Annotated in this window: 9 protein-coding genes and 1 pseudogene; 8 read left to right on the top strand and 2 right to left on the bottom strand. The window is 39.8% G+C overall.

The genetic code is table 11. The annotated features are described in order from the left end of the window. Nucleotides 1–22 precede the first annotated feature (22 nt). Nucleotides 23–457: pseudogene (locus B3R91_RS08435) on the bottom strand (MgtC/SapB family protein); the annotation flags it as partial. A 527-nt stretch (nucleotides 458–984) separates the two neighbouring features. Here B3R91_RS08435 and B3R91_RS08425 point away from each other — a divergent pair. The 8 genes from B3R91_RS08425 to B3R91_RS08390 all read left to right on the top strand — a co-directional run bounded on the left by B3R91_RS08425 (nucleotide 985) and on the right by B3R91_RS08390 (nucleotide 14,634). Next, on the top strand, nucleotides 985–1,203 hold the full coding sequence (locus B3R91_RS08425; protein WP_286797200.1) for a hypothetical protein: 219 nt from the start codon (nucleotides 985–987) through the stop codon (nucleotides 1,201–1,203). A 77-nt stretch (nucleotides 1,204–1,280) separates the two neighbouring features. Beyond that, nucleotides 1,281–2,144 (top strand): leucine-rich repeat domain-containing protein, encoded by an 864-nt coding sequence (locus B3R91_RS08420; protein WP_286797199.1) that lies wholly within the window; start codon nucleotides 1,281–1,283, stop codon nucleotides 2,142–2,144. 364 nt (nucleotides 2,145–2,508) lie between these two features. Beyond that, a complete protein-coding gene (locus B3R91_RS08415; protein WP_286797198.1) occupies nucleotides 2,509–4,929 on the top strand; it encodes a type I restriction-modification system subunit M in 2,421 nt (806 codons plus the stop codon). Further along, the gene (locus tag B3R91_RS08410) at nucleotides 4,929–6,254 is read left to right on the top strand and encodes a restriction endonuclease subunit S (protein WP_286797197.1); all 1,326 of its coding nucleotides are present in this window, start codon (nucleotides 4,929–4,931) and stop codon (nucleotides 6,252–6,254) included. The genes B3R91_RS08415 and B3R91_RS08410 overlap by 1 nt, the downstream gene beginning before the upstream one ends. A gap of 23 nt (nucleotides 6,255–6,277) precedes the next feature. Further along, nucleotides 6,278–8,104 carry a DUF262 domain-containing protein gene (locus B3R91_RS08405; RefSeq protein WP_286797196.1) on the top strand — a complete coding sequence of 609 codons (1,827 nt, stop codon included), beginning with the start codon at nucleotides 6,278–6,280 and terminating at the stop codon, nucleotides 8,102–8,104. After that, on the top strand, nucleotides 8,104–10,737 hold the full coding sequence (locus B3R91_RS08400) for a DUF262 domain-containing protein (protein ID WP_286797195.1): 2,634 nt from the start codon (nucleotides 8,104–8,106) through the stop codon (nucleotides 10,735–10,737). The genes B3R91_RS08405 and B3R91_RS08400 overlap by 1 nt, the downstream gene beginning before the upstream one ends. Further along, nucleotides 10,730–13,900 carry a type I restriction endonuclease subunit R gene (locus tag B3R91_RS08395; RefSeq protein ID WP_286797194.1) on the top strand — a complete coding sequence of 1,057 codons (3,171 nt, stop codon included), beginning with the start codon at nucleotides 10,730–10,732 and terminating at the stop codon, nucleotides 13,898–13,900. Before B3R91_RS08400 ends, B3R91_RS08395 begins: the two co-directional genes overlap by 8 nt. After that, a complete protein-coding gene (locus B3R91_RS08390) occupies nucleotides 13,897–14,634 on the top strand; it encodes a M48 family metallopeptidase (RefSeq protein WP_286797193.1) in 738 nt (245 codons plus the stop codon). Before B3R91_RS08395 ends, B3R91_RS08390 begins: the two co-directional genes overlap by 4 nt. A gap of 40 nt (nucleotides 14,635–14,674) precedes the next feature. Here the strand turns inward: B3R91_RS08390 and B3R91_RS08385 are convergent. Next, nucleotides 14,675–15,287 (bottom strand): hypothetical protein (locus tag B3R91_RS08385; RefSeq protein ID WP_286797192.1); only part of this gene is annotated, 613 nt, incomplete at its 5' end.

The raw sequence follows: 15,287 nt of genomic DNA, 5'->3' as shown, positions 1-15,287 counted from the left end.
CCGACAATCTCGGGACGGTTCACTCAGTAATCCATCTAACCGCTACTCCATGCATTGAATGCTTTGTCACTAGAAGGAAGGTAAGGACGACGGTAAGTGCCGCTGCATAAGGAATATGCCATAAACATAGTCCGCCTATAAAATAGGTGAGTATAAAAGCAAGTTCAGTAGTTACACCTGGATCTTCAATTTGTTTATTAGTAGAGATGATACTGATACCACCTACTATCAATGCTCCTATGAGCCCCATAAATAAACCGAAAGCAAAGCAAATTGCCCCTAATAAAGAGCAAATTGCAAAAGATCTAATACCTGCAAAGCTGTGTTGATTTTCACGTTGTTTGCTACGCTCTCTTTCTAGACCAATGAGTAGTCCACAACCTAATGCTGCAGTAGATGCAGTAATTAAGTTTTGGATAGGTTCAATCGTAAATGTATTTTTTATTATGAAATTCATCCCACTCTCTATGACCCCTGCTGTCAAATCCGTACAGTTGAACTTGGGAAATTTTGATTACGCAGCCTGATGATAAAAATCAAACCACACCGGTCTTAGCGATCTATATCTCAACAGAACCAGTCATTTTACGCTTTAAACCTGTTAATAGACCACTTAAAACAGACTGCTCTAATGGAAACACTTATAACAGACTGCCCCAGCACTATCAAAGACTCAGTATGCTGAGACAATACGACAGCCTTCATTCGCTTTATTTTGCCAGTTAGATAAGGTTTGCATGGCTATGCCTAACTGCTTTGCAGTCACTAAGATATGGCCATTGTTCTCTAGAATTTCTTCAGCATAGCTCAATGTCACTTTTGACAAATAATAAACAGCTTGCTATGATAAAAAACATCGTGGGTTTACGGCTACTTCCAGCGCGATGAAAAACAAAGACTGGTAAAACGCACAACTCCTTTTTGCTCTGTAAGGTGACTGTGTCGTTTCAATTTGACACAGACAGAGCAACAGGAGATTTCTTTATGACTACTTCTAGTCAATTACATCCAAACTTTAAACCTCTCAATCATTTTCCTCATACTCAGCGACTGAGCCTTATGAGCGCTTTCTGCTATTCCGCTTTTTTAAGCAAACCCATAAAACCGCTTCATAAACCTTTATCAGTTTCAGGCACTGGTATATCAAGCTTTGTTAAAAATATGGCTTACCTTGGTTTTATTACTGTGCCCAACTGCTCTTAAGTTTGACACATAGCAATAAGACTAGCTAAGAATTTGAATGCATTCACCTCATTTAACGATTATTAAAAGGCAACCTTATGACAGCATATAGCGGTAAAACCAACCAAGATGACAACACTAATAGCAAGCAAGATACGGGCGTTGAAGACTGGATGACACAGATATGGGATTGGATTGATAACCATAATATAGCAGGCAGCTCTGACAGCACCGTCCCTCGTGAACCTGAAGCGTTACGCCAGTTAGAGCGACTGGATTTGGGATATGGAAAATCGACGAGTTATAGTTATATTGATAATAAGTCAGTATTACAAAGCGAAAGTGAGTCTACTGAGCCATTACCTAGCGCTATCGGCCATTTAAAAAATATAAAGTACCTTAGACTAAGAGGTTTTAATGAGCTGCCGGACGAGATTGCTCAACTAGAGAAATTAGAGACGCTGGTGTATATGGACTGCGCTTTCACTGAATTCCCAAAGGTATTGTGTCAACTAAAGAACCTTAAATCGCTTAAGATTCTTTCAAAAAGCTTAGAGAGTTTTCCTGATGAGCTCGGTAATTTATCCTCACTTACCCATTTTGATATGAGAGGAACGCAGGTTCAGGAGTTACCAGGCTCTATTGGCAATCTAAGCAAGCTTACTAGTATTGAGCTGTATGCCAATGAATCGTTGAAAGCTTTGCCTGATAGTATTGATAATTTAATAAACCTTGAAAAACTAGAGATACGTGCTTCTGATCTCAAAACCCTGCCAAGCTCGATAGGCAATCTAAAGCAATTAAAAAGTCTTGGACTCTATCATAATGGCCTACAAAGTCTTCCTGATAGTATTATCAATCTCAAAGCATTGGAGCAGCTCGATGTCACGGAAAACTCTCTCTCGGATGTATCAGAAGCTGTCAGTCGATTTTTGGGTAGTGTTGGTGGTAAGACATGTTAGAAAGAAATACCACACAATATCGTAAGCTCAGTTTGAGGCTATTGCTCAGCCATTGAAATAAACTTCAACCGTCCAAGATTTGGGGGTAGGTTTTTTGATAACCAAAAAGCCTGCACCATTAGTCAAAGAAGTTTCCCATACTCATTTAAGCTACTATCGACTTCTCACGACAACAGATGACGTATAATACTCTAATGCTATTCAAATAAACTTCTTATTTATTTATACTTAATCCAAACTAGAGTCGACAAATACCAATCCTAGATGTTCGTGTATATGACAAGCAAACAAGCTGTAATGTGATACCATTCTTCGATAAATTTTTCATTCAATAAAACACTATCCAATCATAAGACTTATAACTATGGCACTTAAGAAAACCGAGATTTATTCTACCCTTTGGGCAAGCTGTAACGAGTTACGTGGCGGCATGGATGCCAGTCAATACAAGGACTATGTATTGACTATGCTATTTATGAAGTACGTGTCTGATAAATATAAAGACGATGCCTTTGGCGATATCGTAGTACCAGAAGGCGGTAGCTTCGATGACATGGTGGCGCTCAAGGGTGATAAAGAGATCGGCGAAAAGGTCGATAAGATTATCGCTAGGCTGGCTGAAGCCAACGGTTTGCGCGGTGTTATTGATGTTGCTGATTTCAACGACGAAGAAAAACTGGGCAAAGGCAAAGAGCACGTTGATCGCTTGTCTAAGCTAATTGGTATATTTGAAGGTTTGGACTTATCAGGCAACCGTGCTGATGGTGATGATTTACTAGGCGATGCTTACGAATTTCTAATGCGTCATTTCGCTACTGAATCTGGCAAATCAAAGGGGCAGTTTTATACGCCATCGGAAGTATCACGTATTCTAGCCAAGATTATCGGCGTTGACGACAATACACCACAAGACGCGACCGTATACGACCCTGCGTGTGGTTCAGGTTCGCTGCTTTTAAAAGTCAGTGATGAAGCGCCACGCGGCTTGACTATCTATGGTCAAGAAATGGACTTTGCCACTACCGCACTTGCGAAAATGAACATGATATTGCATGGGGCGACAGGTGCAGATATCTACAAAGGTAATACGCTATCCTCTCCGCACTTTGTAGAAGGTAGTCAGCTCAAGACCTTTGATTTTATCGTGGCAAACCCTCCCTTTAGTAATAAAAACTGGACCAGTGGTTTAAATCCAGAGTCGGATGATTTTGACCGTTTTACTTGGGGTATTCCGCCTGAGAAGAACGGTGACTATGCTTTTCTCCTGCATATCATCAAAAGTTTAAAAAGTACTGGTGTGGGCGCAGTGATTCTACCCCATGGCGTGCTGTTCCGAGGGAATGCCGAAGCGCATATCCGCCAGAACCTAATCAAGCAGGGTTATATCAAAGGTATCATCGGCTTGCCAGCCAACCTATTCTACGGTACGGGCATCCCTGCTTGTGTCATTGTTATAGATAAAAACACCGCACAGATCCGAGCCAAAGGTGACGCGGGTCTATTTATGATAGACGCTAGCCGCGGCTACATGAAAGATGGCAATAAAAACCGCTTACGTAGCCAAGATATTCACAAAATCGTCGATGTCTTTAACTCTCAAATCACTCTAACAGGCTATAGCCGAATGGTTGAGCTGGATGAGATCATTGAAAACGACTATAACTTAAACATTCCACGCTATATCGATGCCAGTATCGATGAAGATCAGCATGATCTGACCGCACATTTAAAAGGCGGTATCCCTGTTGCCGATATCGACTCTCTAGAGTCTTATTGGCAAGTACTTCCTACCTTACGCCAGACGCTATTTTCTGATTTGCGTGATGGGTATCGTGAGTGTCTTGTGGCATCGACCGAGGTCAAAGCAGCAGTATTGACTCATCCTGAGTTTATTGCCTTTGCTGAGCAAAGCTTAACGCCCTTCAATGACTGGTGGCAAGCTACCCAGTTAAGTGAAATCACCAAAGGCGATAGACCTAAAACGCTTATTCATAAAATCAGTGAAGACCTGCTAGCACGTTATGCTCATGCCCCACTGTTAGATAAATACGATATCTATCAAATCCTAATGGACTACTGGAGTGAGAGCTTGCAGGACGACATCTATGCTATCAGTCAAGATGGCTGGAGTATTGGCAGTCAGCTACGCAAGCTGGTCGTGGCTAAAGGTGAAAAGCTTAAGGAAGAGCCTGACCTGATTATTAATAAGGTCAAGTATAAAGCGGAGCTGATCCCGCCTACGCTCATCATCGACCGCTACTATAACGATGAGCAAGCCCATATCGATGACTTGCAAGCTGAGCTAGACACTGCCTCAAGTACCTTAGCGGACTATACGGAAGAACACGGCGATGAGGAAGGCTTGCTAGCCGATGCTGCCACTGACAAAGGCAGCTTTACTAAGTCGAGCGTCAACGCACGTCTAAAACTCGCCACCAATAGCGAAGAAATCATTGCTTTAAAACAACTGCTGATGTATTTCGATGCAGAAACCAATGCCAAAAAGTCATTAAAAGAAGCGCAAGAGGCGTTAGATAAAGCCGTATTTGAGCACTACCCAACTTTGGATGACGCAGCTATCAAAACGCTATTGATTGAGGACAAATGGCACGCCACGCTACAAGGGCGTATCGAAGATGAGATTGAGCGTATCACCGCCCAACTTGCTAACCGTATCAAGGAGCTGGATGAGCGTTATGCTGAGCCGCTATCGCAAATCGTAGATGAGGTGGAGACATTAAGTCAAAAAGTGCAAGCGCATCTGCAAGCGATGGGAGTGGCGTAATGAGTGAGGTTAAAATACCTGAGGGTTATAAACAGACAGAGGTTGGCGTTATTCCTGAGGATTGGGACGTTAAAAATTTTGGTGATTTGTTCGAATCATCAATTCCTAGAAAGACTATAAAGCCTTCTAACTTAGTAACTTTTATTGGAATGCAGGACGTCACTGAGAATGCTCAATTAGCTCATCAGACTATTATTAATTATGAAAGGGTAAAAAGTGGCTTTACCTATTTTGAAAAAGGAGATGTACTTTTAGCTAAAATAACTCCTTGCTTTGAAAATGGCAAAGGTTGTCATACTAAGAGTCTAATAACTAAATATGGATTTGGAAGTACAGAGTTTCATGTGCTAAGAGCTAACAGTGCTTCAGATGCAAAGTTTATTTATTTTTGGACTACTCGCAGCCGTTTTAGAATAGATCTTGAATCAGCAATGGTGGGAAGTGCTGGGCATCGAAGAGTACCGTTTTCAGAAGTTAGAAGTTATCAAATTCCATGTCCTGCTAGTAAATCCGAACAAACCGCCATCGCCACTGCACTATCTGATGTCGATAATCTTATCTTATCGCTAGAAAAGTTGATTGCTAAAAAAGAAGTGATTAAAACAGGTACGATGCAACAGCTCCTCAGTGGCAAAACTCGCCTGCCTGAGTTTGCTACTCATGACGATGGCAGTCCAAAAGGACTTAAACAGACTGAGCTAGGGCGGATTCCTGAGGATTGGGATTACAAAGCTCTATCCGAAATGACAGAAAATAAAGGGCTTGTTAGAGGTCCTTTTGGTGGCGCACTAAAAAAAGATAGTTTTGTTAGAACAGGTTTTAAAGTATATGAACAGAGAAATGCAATCTATGCAAATACAGAGATTGGCAAATACTATATCGATAAAGATAAATTCAATGAGCTACAGCGATTTACAGTTAAACCTAAAGATTTCATAGTAAGCTGCTCGGGTACAATAGGCAGAATCTATCAAATCCCTGTTAATGCTCCTGAAGGTATTATTAACCAAGCTCTACTAAAAATAACACTTAATAAAAATACTGATGAACACTTCTTTTATCAGATTTTTAACTCTAAAGAGTTTCAAGAAAGCATCACTGATAGCACTCAAGGTGGTGCAATGAAGAATTTAATTGGGATGTCAGAGTTTAAAAAAAGTATCATGCTAATGCCATCTAAACCAGAGCAAACCGCCATCGCCACTATTCTCTCCGATATGGATGTCGAGATTCAAGCTTTACAGCAGCGCTTGGAGAAAACCCGTGATATTAAACAAGGCATGATGCAGCAGTTGTTGACAGGGAAAGTGCGGTTGGCGCATTAAATTATAATAATAAGGATAACTCGATGTCAGATAACAAATTAATGCTAAAGCCCATTAGTAGCTTGTTGCAAGAGAGTTTCTATATACCTGCTTACCAACGTGGTTATCGCTGGAAAGAAAAACAAGTTCAAGACTTATTAGAAGATATTAGAGAGTTTTATCTGAACTCGCTTGACTCTAAAAAGAATACTTTTTACTGCTTGCAACCTGTTGTCGTCAAAAAGCGTGGAGATGACTCTTGGGAAATCGTCGATGGACAACAACGACTAACCACTATTTACATCATTTTAACCTACTTATTGGAAGTCGATAGTGATGACAATCTATCACGATATCGCATCAGCTATGAAACAAGGAGCGACTCGGCTGAATTCTTAGAGCGTATTGATCCAAGCATACACGAAAGTAATATCGACTTTTTCCATATTTATAAAGCTAAAGAAGCCATCAAGTCATGGTTTGATGAGCAAGAGGACTCAGATAAATATAACTCTATAAAAACGCCTTTACTCAATTTAGATAATAAGAGCGTAAAAGTAATTTGGTATGAGCTCAGCGACCATGAGGTACCCACCCAAGTATTTTCAAGACTTAACGTCGGAAAAATACCGCTGGTAAGTGCAGAACTTATTAAGGCATTGTTCTTAAAATCAAGCAATTTCACTTTAGAATCAAAGTCGAAGGACGCCCAAAGTCTATTGCAGCTTACGCTTTCTCAAGAATGGGATGCCATTGAGAAAAGCCTTCAAAACGATGCTTTTTGGTATTTTTTGAGCAATGAAACCCTTGAATCAAACCGCATTGATTTATTACTCACTCTTAGAGCATCAGATCATAGTGAAATAGAAATTAACAAAGATGAGTTAAACACTTTTTTGCAATTTAATGAGCTGCTAAAAGAAGATAACTTTGACATGGTTCAAGAATGGCAAAACATCAAGCGTTTAATGATGACATTAGAAGAGTGGTTTAATAACCGCGAATTATTCCACTTAATCGGCTATTTAATAACTGAGGGCAAAACGATTCCTGAAATTATGCGACTTAGTAAAGATAGCCGAGATAAGCAACATTTAAGACATAAACTTATAGGTCAAGTTTTTAACCTTACTTTTGATGCTAAGTTCGATGCCTTGTCATCATCTGATGAAATTGAATTGAAAGTCCGTGATCACTTATCAGAGCTTGATTATGAGTCTAAGAACTTGAGTAAGATTCGCCGTATCTTTCTACTTTTTAATATTGTCAGCTTATTGAGCAATCCCAAATCAAACTCTCGCTTTCAATTTGATAGATATAAAAGTGAGAATTGGGATGTTGAGCATATACGTTCAGTAGCCTCAAATATACCTGAAGGCGTTAGCAATCAAAAGAAGTGGCTAATAGATGTTAAAGACTATTTAGACAACTCAAAAGTTGATACAAGCTCTTTCAAGCTTAATAACGCTGAACAAAATGAAAAGCAACGTATCAATAGTGAAATTAACCAAATCCTTCAGGCACAAACCTTTCAACAAGATAAGTTTGAGAATGTTTATAAGAGTATCATAGAGATCTACGATCCTAGCAATGGCGAAGCAGTAGATAACTCAATCGGCAATCTAACTTTGCTTGATAGATACACCAATCGCAGTTATAAAAACGCCATCTTTCCAATTAAACGCAAGCATATTATTGAGCTTGATAAAAAGGCTATATATGTGCCTTTGTGCACCAAAAATGTCTTTTTGAAGTATTACAGTCAAAATTTAGATAGCATGCTTTACTGGCGTTCAGAAGATAGCCAAAACCATCAAGATGCTATCATAGAAACCATAACAGAATACTTTTTTAAAAATGGAGCTCAATAATGAACATGGGAGAAAGAGTAACCTTTAATGAGCTATTAGATATAGTAAACTTTATTGAAATTCCAATTATCCAACGTGATTATGCCCAAGGTCGCAAAGATCAGTCAGAGGTTAGAAACGCTTTTTTAGACTCTCTTTTTTCAGCTCTTATCAGAGACAAAACTTATGATGATCAACCGTCTCTAAATTTAGATTTTGTATATGGCGACATTGACAATACTGACACACTCTCAGTACTAGATGGCCAGCAGCGTCTTACAACTTTATTTTTATTACATTGGTTTTTAGCAGTAAAATACAACCATTTAACAGAGTTTAAAGCACGCTTTACCTTAAAAGGTAATTCACGCTTTACCTATAAGACCCGCCCTAGTTCATCAGAATTTTTTAATGCTTTACTATCTAACTGTACTATCCAGCAGCGATACCATGCATTAACTAAATTTAATATAGATCAAACAACCGGATCTAGCAAAATTAATGATTATACTATTGACCAACTCATTGCTGACAGCACTTGGTTTTTTTCAGCTTGGAAACAGGATCCTACTGTGCAAGCTTGCCTTAACATGTTAAAGGTGATTGAAGAAAGATTTGCACTCTGTAATGAAGATTTGTACCTGCGGATTGTGGATAGCGATAACCCTTGTATCACTTTCCAATTTTTGCCCTTGAGCAAGTTTGGACTGTCTGATGAGTTGTATATCAAAATGAACGCGCGAGGTAAGCCCCTCACCCCATTTGAAAACTTCAAAGCTAATCTACAACAAACTATAAAGTCGTTTTCTAAAGAACTGCCTAATTATGATTTAGCCGCTAGAGGTGGTGTAGTCAATGGTTATGAGTACTTTATCCATAAGATCGACACCGACTGGGCAGATCTGTTTTGGACGTATCGGACTGTTGGTGATAAGCATGATTCCTATGATGATGAGCTTATGAACTTTATTCGCTTAATTATTCTATACCAATATATTATCGATACTAAGAACAATGATAGTAAAAGTGAGGATAATCTCAATACTTTTTTTGGACAAAAAGCCAAGTTGCAGCACTTAACAATAGCCCAGTACACTAAACTAAATTGTTTTACACCTAATTTTGTAACTAACCTCATTGGTCTTTTAGATCTGCTTGATCTAGATGACTATCACAACCATCATCTCAAGACTTACTTACCTGACGCATATAATAAGACACATTATTCAGAAGTGTCTATGTTCGAAAAGGTTCTAGCAGATAATACTAGTTATCCTGAAAAGCTACGATTCTATGCTTTTTATCGTTTTCTTTCAAAAAAGCTAAAATCAGCTAACAGCATTGATGCTAATGACATTCAACCTGAGCTCGTTGAATGGGTACGTGTCATTTATAACTTAACTGAAAATACTATCTTTAATACTTCAAAAGATTTTTTAGAAGCTCTGTTGTCGATTGAAAAGCTAAGTAAGTTTGACTCTCCTATTTTGGATACACTGACTAATAGACCTGGGCTCGTCTTGAATAAAATTTCAGAAGATCAGCTTGTTGAGGAGAAGATTAAAGCACATCTGATATTAAAGTCAGATCAATGGAAACAAGTGATTCTAGAAGCTGAGAAACAAACCTTTTTTGATAATGGTAAGAAACGTCCATTTTTTGACGGCCAAATCGGCTTCCTACTGAACTTTTCAGGTATTTTAGAGTATTACAGAGAGCATGGTGATTGTAAGTGGGAAATGGATCAAGACAGCATATATTTTGCTAAGTTTGAGAAATACGCCCAGTCAGCGGGAGCCGTTTTTGACCTACTCCAACACAACTCCTCAGACATTAATTATATATGGGAACGCGCTGTATTAAGCAAAGGGGAATACTTTACTCAAAGAGGACAAGATCGTTATAACTTATTAAGCAGTCGCTCTACTAAACATAACATTGATCGTGATCATAGTTGGAAAAGACTACTACGCATTGGCTCTGCTTATATGAAGCGAGAAGAGACAAGTACCAAAATCGAAGAAAGACAGTCATATATAAAAGCTGTACTAGACGATAAGGATTTCGACGTTTACGATGTCAAACGTTCACTACAGAAAATCTGTGACAAAGCACTGGCTAGCAATAGTTTAGTTAAATGGCGTGAACATTTCATACTACATCCTGAGCTCTTCAAATATTGTAAGCAAGGGTTCATTCTTAAGAATGAGGATGAGTTTGTTTTATTTAAAGAAGCCCAACGCAACCATAAGCAATATGAACTTTATACCCGTGTTATTGAAATTAAACTAAAGCAAGACAAATCCTTAATAAGGCCTTTCAAGCATCTCAATTATCAGGAAGTTATGTCTAGCGCCATACCTGCCAGTCTAAAGATAGAAGGTTGGCATTATGCAGGTATTGATTATTACTTCGAAATCATTAAGTATTCAAAAAAATTCGTAGTCCAGTTTAAAAACGGCTCATCAAACGATTACCCTCAAAAAGTTACTGATGTGCTTGAAGTTAATGGACTTCAACGTAAACATATCACAGATGAGGAAACAGGCGATGAAGCAGTGCACTACGAGATTACCTCATTAACATCGGTAGATGACGTGATCAGTCAGCTTATTCAAAATTGTAGCTCATTGAGGAGTATTGAGAATGAGTAACGTTGCCGACATAGAAAGACTCACGCAAAACCGTGTCGTACGATTCTTTATCGACACACTCGGCTACCGTTATCTAGGCGATTTTAAAGATAGACCTAATAACAAAAACATTGAGTCCGAGATTTTAGCGGCGTGGCTAAGCTCACGTAATGTCAGCCGTACACTGCAAAATAGAGCTATTAACGCTCTAGAAAAAGCAGCCGCTCTAGGCAGTGGTGTTAAACTATACGATGCCAACAAAGAAGTCTATAGACTACTCCGTTATGGCATCAAAGAAAAAGAAGGCACAGGGGATCATAAAGAGACCGTCTGGTTGATTGATTGGGATAACATAGAAGCCAATGACTTTGCTATTGCCGAAGAAGTCTCCATCACAGGCGAAAATAAAAAACGTCCTGATATCGTCCTTTATGTCAACGGCATTGCATTAGGCGTTATTGAGCTTAAACGCTCTAGCATCAACGTCACCGAAGGTATTCACCAAAACTTAGATAATCAAAAGAAAGAATTTATTCGTAGCTTTTTTAGCACCATACAATTGGCTATGGCAGGCAATGATACCCAAGGCCTGCGCTATGGCACGATCGAAACGCCTGAGAAGTATTACCTAGAATGGAAAGAAGCCAACCCCAATCATACACCCCAGTCTGATACTAGCGTACCGACGCATCTTACCTTAGCAAACGCTAACTTCACCGATCAGCTCTTAGACTTTCATCTGTATCATATGTGCAATAAGCACCGATTCTTAGACATCATCAATAACTTCATTGTTTTTGATTCGGGTGTCAAAAAGACTTGCCGACACAATCAGTATTTCGGGATACAGGCGGCAAAAAAACACATTACACAGCGCAAGGATGGGATTGTTTGGCATACCCAAGGCTCAGGTAAAAGCTTGACCATGGTTTGGCTGGCTAAATGGATACGGGAGAATGTTACCAATAGCCGTGTACTCATTATTACTGACCGTACCGAGCTTGATGAACAGATTGAAAAAGTATTTTTTGGTGTCGATGAATCAATATATCGCACCAAGAGCGGTGCTGATCTTATTAGCCAGTTAAATCAGCCTAACCCTTGGTTGCTCTGCTCCTTAGTTCATAAATTTGGTCGCGGCGGTGATGATGATAGCCATCACAGTAAAGACACAGACGACTTTATAAAGGAAATTCAAGCCAGCTTACCGTCAGACTTTAGCCCTAAGGGCGATTTATTTGTCTTTGTTGATGAGTGTCACCGCACTCAGTCTGGCAAGCTGCACAGCGCTATGAAGGCATTATTGCCAGAAGCGATGTTTGTCGGTTTTACCGGCACGCCACTACTCAAAAAAGATAAGAAGAAATCTATCGAAGTATTTGGACCCTTTATTCACACCTACAAGTTCGATGAAGCAGTTGCTGACGGTGTGGTATTGGACCTCCTGTATGAAGCACGTGATATCGATCAACAGCTTACCTCCTCTAAGAAAGTCGATGAATGGTTCGATGCTCATACTCGTGGCTTAACCAATATTGCTAAAAGCCAGCTTAAGCAAAAATGGGGAACCATGCAGCGGGTTCTGTCTAGCCAGTCGCGCATAGAGTGCATCGTCAATGACATCTTGCTCGATATGCAGAAAAAGCCAAGGCTTATGGATGGTCATGGCAATGCCATGCTTGTGTGCAATAGTATTTATCAAGCCTGTAAATCTTATGAGGCCTTTGAGAACTCTTTCTTGAAAGGCAAAGTGGCAATTGTGACCAGTTACTTACCAACTGCAGATAGCATCAAAGGTGAAGAAACTGGCGAAGGCATGACAGAGAAGCTTTTTAAATATCGAATCTATCGCAGAATGATTGCTGATTATTATGACATTAGCGAACAAGAAGCAGGCTCTAAGGCCGAGGACTTTGAAAAGTCAGTTAAAAAACGCTTCATCGAAGAACCAGGTCAAATGCAACTGTTGATAGTTGTAGATAAACTACTGACAGGATTCGATGCACCTTCTGCTACTTATCTATATATTGATAAAAAGATGGTTGATCACAATCTTTTTCAGGCCATTTGCCGTGTTAACAGACTCGATGGTGCAGAAAAAGACTATGGCTATATCATTGATTATCAGGATCTATTTCAGTCTTTAAACAGTACTATCTCTGACTATACGCAAGGCGCGTTTTCGGAATACGAAGATGAAGATATTGACGGGCTGTTAAAGAATCGATTAACTGCCGCAAAACAAAACCTAGATGATGCCCTAGAGATGGTCAGAGGACTGTGTGAGCCTGTTAAATACCCTAGAAATACACAAGATTATGGCGCTTACTTTTGTCCTAGCGAGGGCACGACTGAGGCTGAAAAAATAGAACAAGAACAGCTTAGACTCACCCTGTACAAAAGCGTCTCCAAGCTAATACGTGCTTATGGAAACATTGCCAATGAAATGTCTGAAGCAGGATATAGCGATCAGGAAATCAAACGCATTAAAGACGATGTAAAACACTTTGAGTCCGTGCGAAATAACATCAAGCTTATGAGTGGCGACCATATCGATATGAAAAGCTATGAGCCGACCATGCGTAGAATGTTAGACACTTATATTCATGCCACACCTAGTGAGACGGTCATCGACTTTGAAGATTTAGGACTTATTGAGCTTATTGTCAATCAAGGGCCTGAAGCTTTAATCAAAGCCATACCTGAGGATATAGCGAGCAACCCTGAAAACGTCGCAGAGACCATTGAAAACAACGTTCGCAAAACGATTGTGGATGAAAACCCCGTCAACCCAAAGTACTACGAGCATATGTCTGCCTTACTCGATGAGCTCATTGAGCTACGTCGACAAAAAGCCATTGCTTACGCTGAGTACTTACAAAAGATACGCCAGCTAGCCTCTAAAGTAATCAATCCGACTGGCACAGCAAGTGGTGACGCATATCCTGATGCTATTAACACCCCTGCTAAGCGCGCACTATATGATAACTTGGATCAAAATGAGGACTTGGTAGATAAAGTAGACGCTGCTATTAGGCTCAATAAACAGGCTGATTGCTGGGGTCATCTGATAAAAGAGCGCAAGATTAAAAACGCGGTGCATCAGGTCATCAAAGAATACGAAGTTGATACTGACATAGAGGAGCTGATTAATTTGGTGAAAGCACAACAGGAGTATCAGTGATTGTTAAGTCAGCGCTTATTAAGATTGGCGAGTTAGATATACATTTAACTCGCAAGGATATTAAAAACCTACATATCAGCGTGATGCCACCTGATGGACAGGTCAGAGTATCTGCACCTGATGCTATGACCGATACAGCCATTCGGATGGCTGTTATCCACCGTATACCTTGGATTCGGCGTCAGCAGACTGCTTTTGCCAAGCAAGAGCGCCAATCAGCCAGAGAGATGGTAAATGGAGAGACACATTATCTTTGGGGCAGACGCTACCGACTTGAAGTGATTGAGAGCGACACCCTCAAATCTCAGGCGGTCAAACTAAAGAGCGGTAAGCTTATTCTAACCGTAAATAAAGGGCTGTCTGATGAAGTAAAGATAAAGCTATTGTCTGAATACTATCGTGGCCGACTAAAAGCCAGAGCACCTGACCTTATCGATAAATGGTCGAAGAAAACTGGTGTCACTATCAGCGATTGGCAGATCCAAAAAATGAAAACCAAATGGGGTAGCTGTAATATAGAAGAAGGAAACATACGGCTTAACTTAGATTTGGCTAAAAAGCCTCTGCCCTGTTTGGAATATATCATTTTGCATGAATTGCTACATTTTAAAGAGCGGCAGCACAATGATAGATTTAAAGCTCTGCTCGACATTTACATGCCAGACTGGCGATCTAGACGAGATTTACTCAACCAAATGCCATTAAACCAGGAAAACTGGAAACATCAAGAGTAATGCTTTAGTTATAGACTAACGCTTAGGTTTGAGCCTCTACCTAGTCCTCAGCATATATCGCCTTTAAACAAAAACAGTCTGGCTCATCAGTGATTCTTGAGCTGTAATATATGAACTCATCATTAATAGATAACGAATTTTTAATAGCTTCTGTTATATAGGAAAGAGTATCTAGCGAAGGGCTTTCGATACTCTCTATGGTAACTAACAGTCTCTTAGCATTACAAGCTTTTATAAGTTGACTAACTAACTGCTGTGTAGCTGCCTTTACTGATTTCGATATAGATTCACCTGGGGCACTTGCTTGAATGAACTGGAATGAATTGCCATACTCAAACAGACTTTTGATATCCACAACATCTATACCGATGATGGTACTTGCAGAGTTTACATCAAGTATTCTAATGACATTATCTACTTCATTAGGCTGACATCTAATAACGCCCTCTATAATATCTAAGCGCTTAAATTCACTATCATCTATTTGCAAGCCTACTAAAAACCAAGCCTCTGACTTCTCTTTTAACTCTATTAGCGCCTCCTCATCCCAAGCATCACTGATGATAAAGCAACCAATAGCAGACTTTGGGTAATGATCCATGGTTTGTCGATATAGAACAGCACTAGGTATATCGTAAGCATCCGACCATCCC

Source organism: Psychrobacter sp. UBA6291, assembly GCF_002439405.1.
Taxonomy (GTDB): Bacteria; Pseudomonadota; Gammaproteobacteria; order Pseudomonadales; family Moraxellaceae; genus Psychrobacter; species Psychrobacter faecalis.
Note: the sequence above shows the minus strand (reverse complement) of the source record. Positions and strands in the feature narration are given on the sequence as shown.

What these genes read in the sequence shown, in the direction of transcription:
- B3R91_RS08425 (WP_286797200.1), top strand. Translation starts at nt 985, where the DNA reads ATGACTACTTCTAGTCAATTACATCCAAACTTTAAACCTCTCAATCAT.
- B3R91_RS08420 (WP_286797199.1), top strand. Translation starts at nt 1,281, where the DNA reads ATGACAGCATATAGCGGTAAAACCAACCAAGATGACAACACTAATAGC.
- B3R91_RS08395 (WP_286797194.1), top strand. Translation starts at nt 10,730, where the DNA reads ATGAGTAACGTTGCCGACATAGAAAGACTCACGCAAAACCGTGTCGTA.
- B3R91_RS08400 (WP_286797195.1), top strand. Translation starts at nt 8,104, where the DNA reads ATGAACATGGGAGAAAGAGTAACCTTTAATGAGCTATTAGATATAGTA.
- B3R91_RS08405 (WP_286797196.1), top strand. Translation starts at nt 6,278, where the DNA reads ATGTCAGATAACAAATTAATGCTAAAGCCCATTAGTAGCTTGTTGCAA.
- B3R91_RS08415 (WP_286797198.1), top strand. Translation starts at nt 2,509, where the DNA reads ATGGCACTTAAGAAAACCGAGATTTATTCTACCCTTTGGGCAAGCTGT.
- B3R91_RS08410 (WP_286797197.1), top strand. Translation starts at nt 4,929, where the DNA reads ATGAGTGAGGTTAAAATACCTGAGGGTTATAAACAGACAGAGGTTGGC.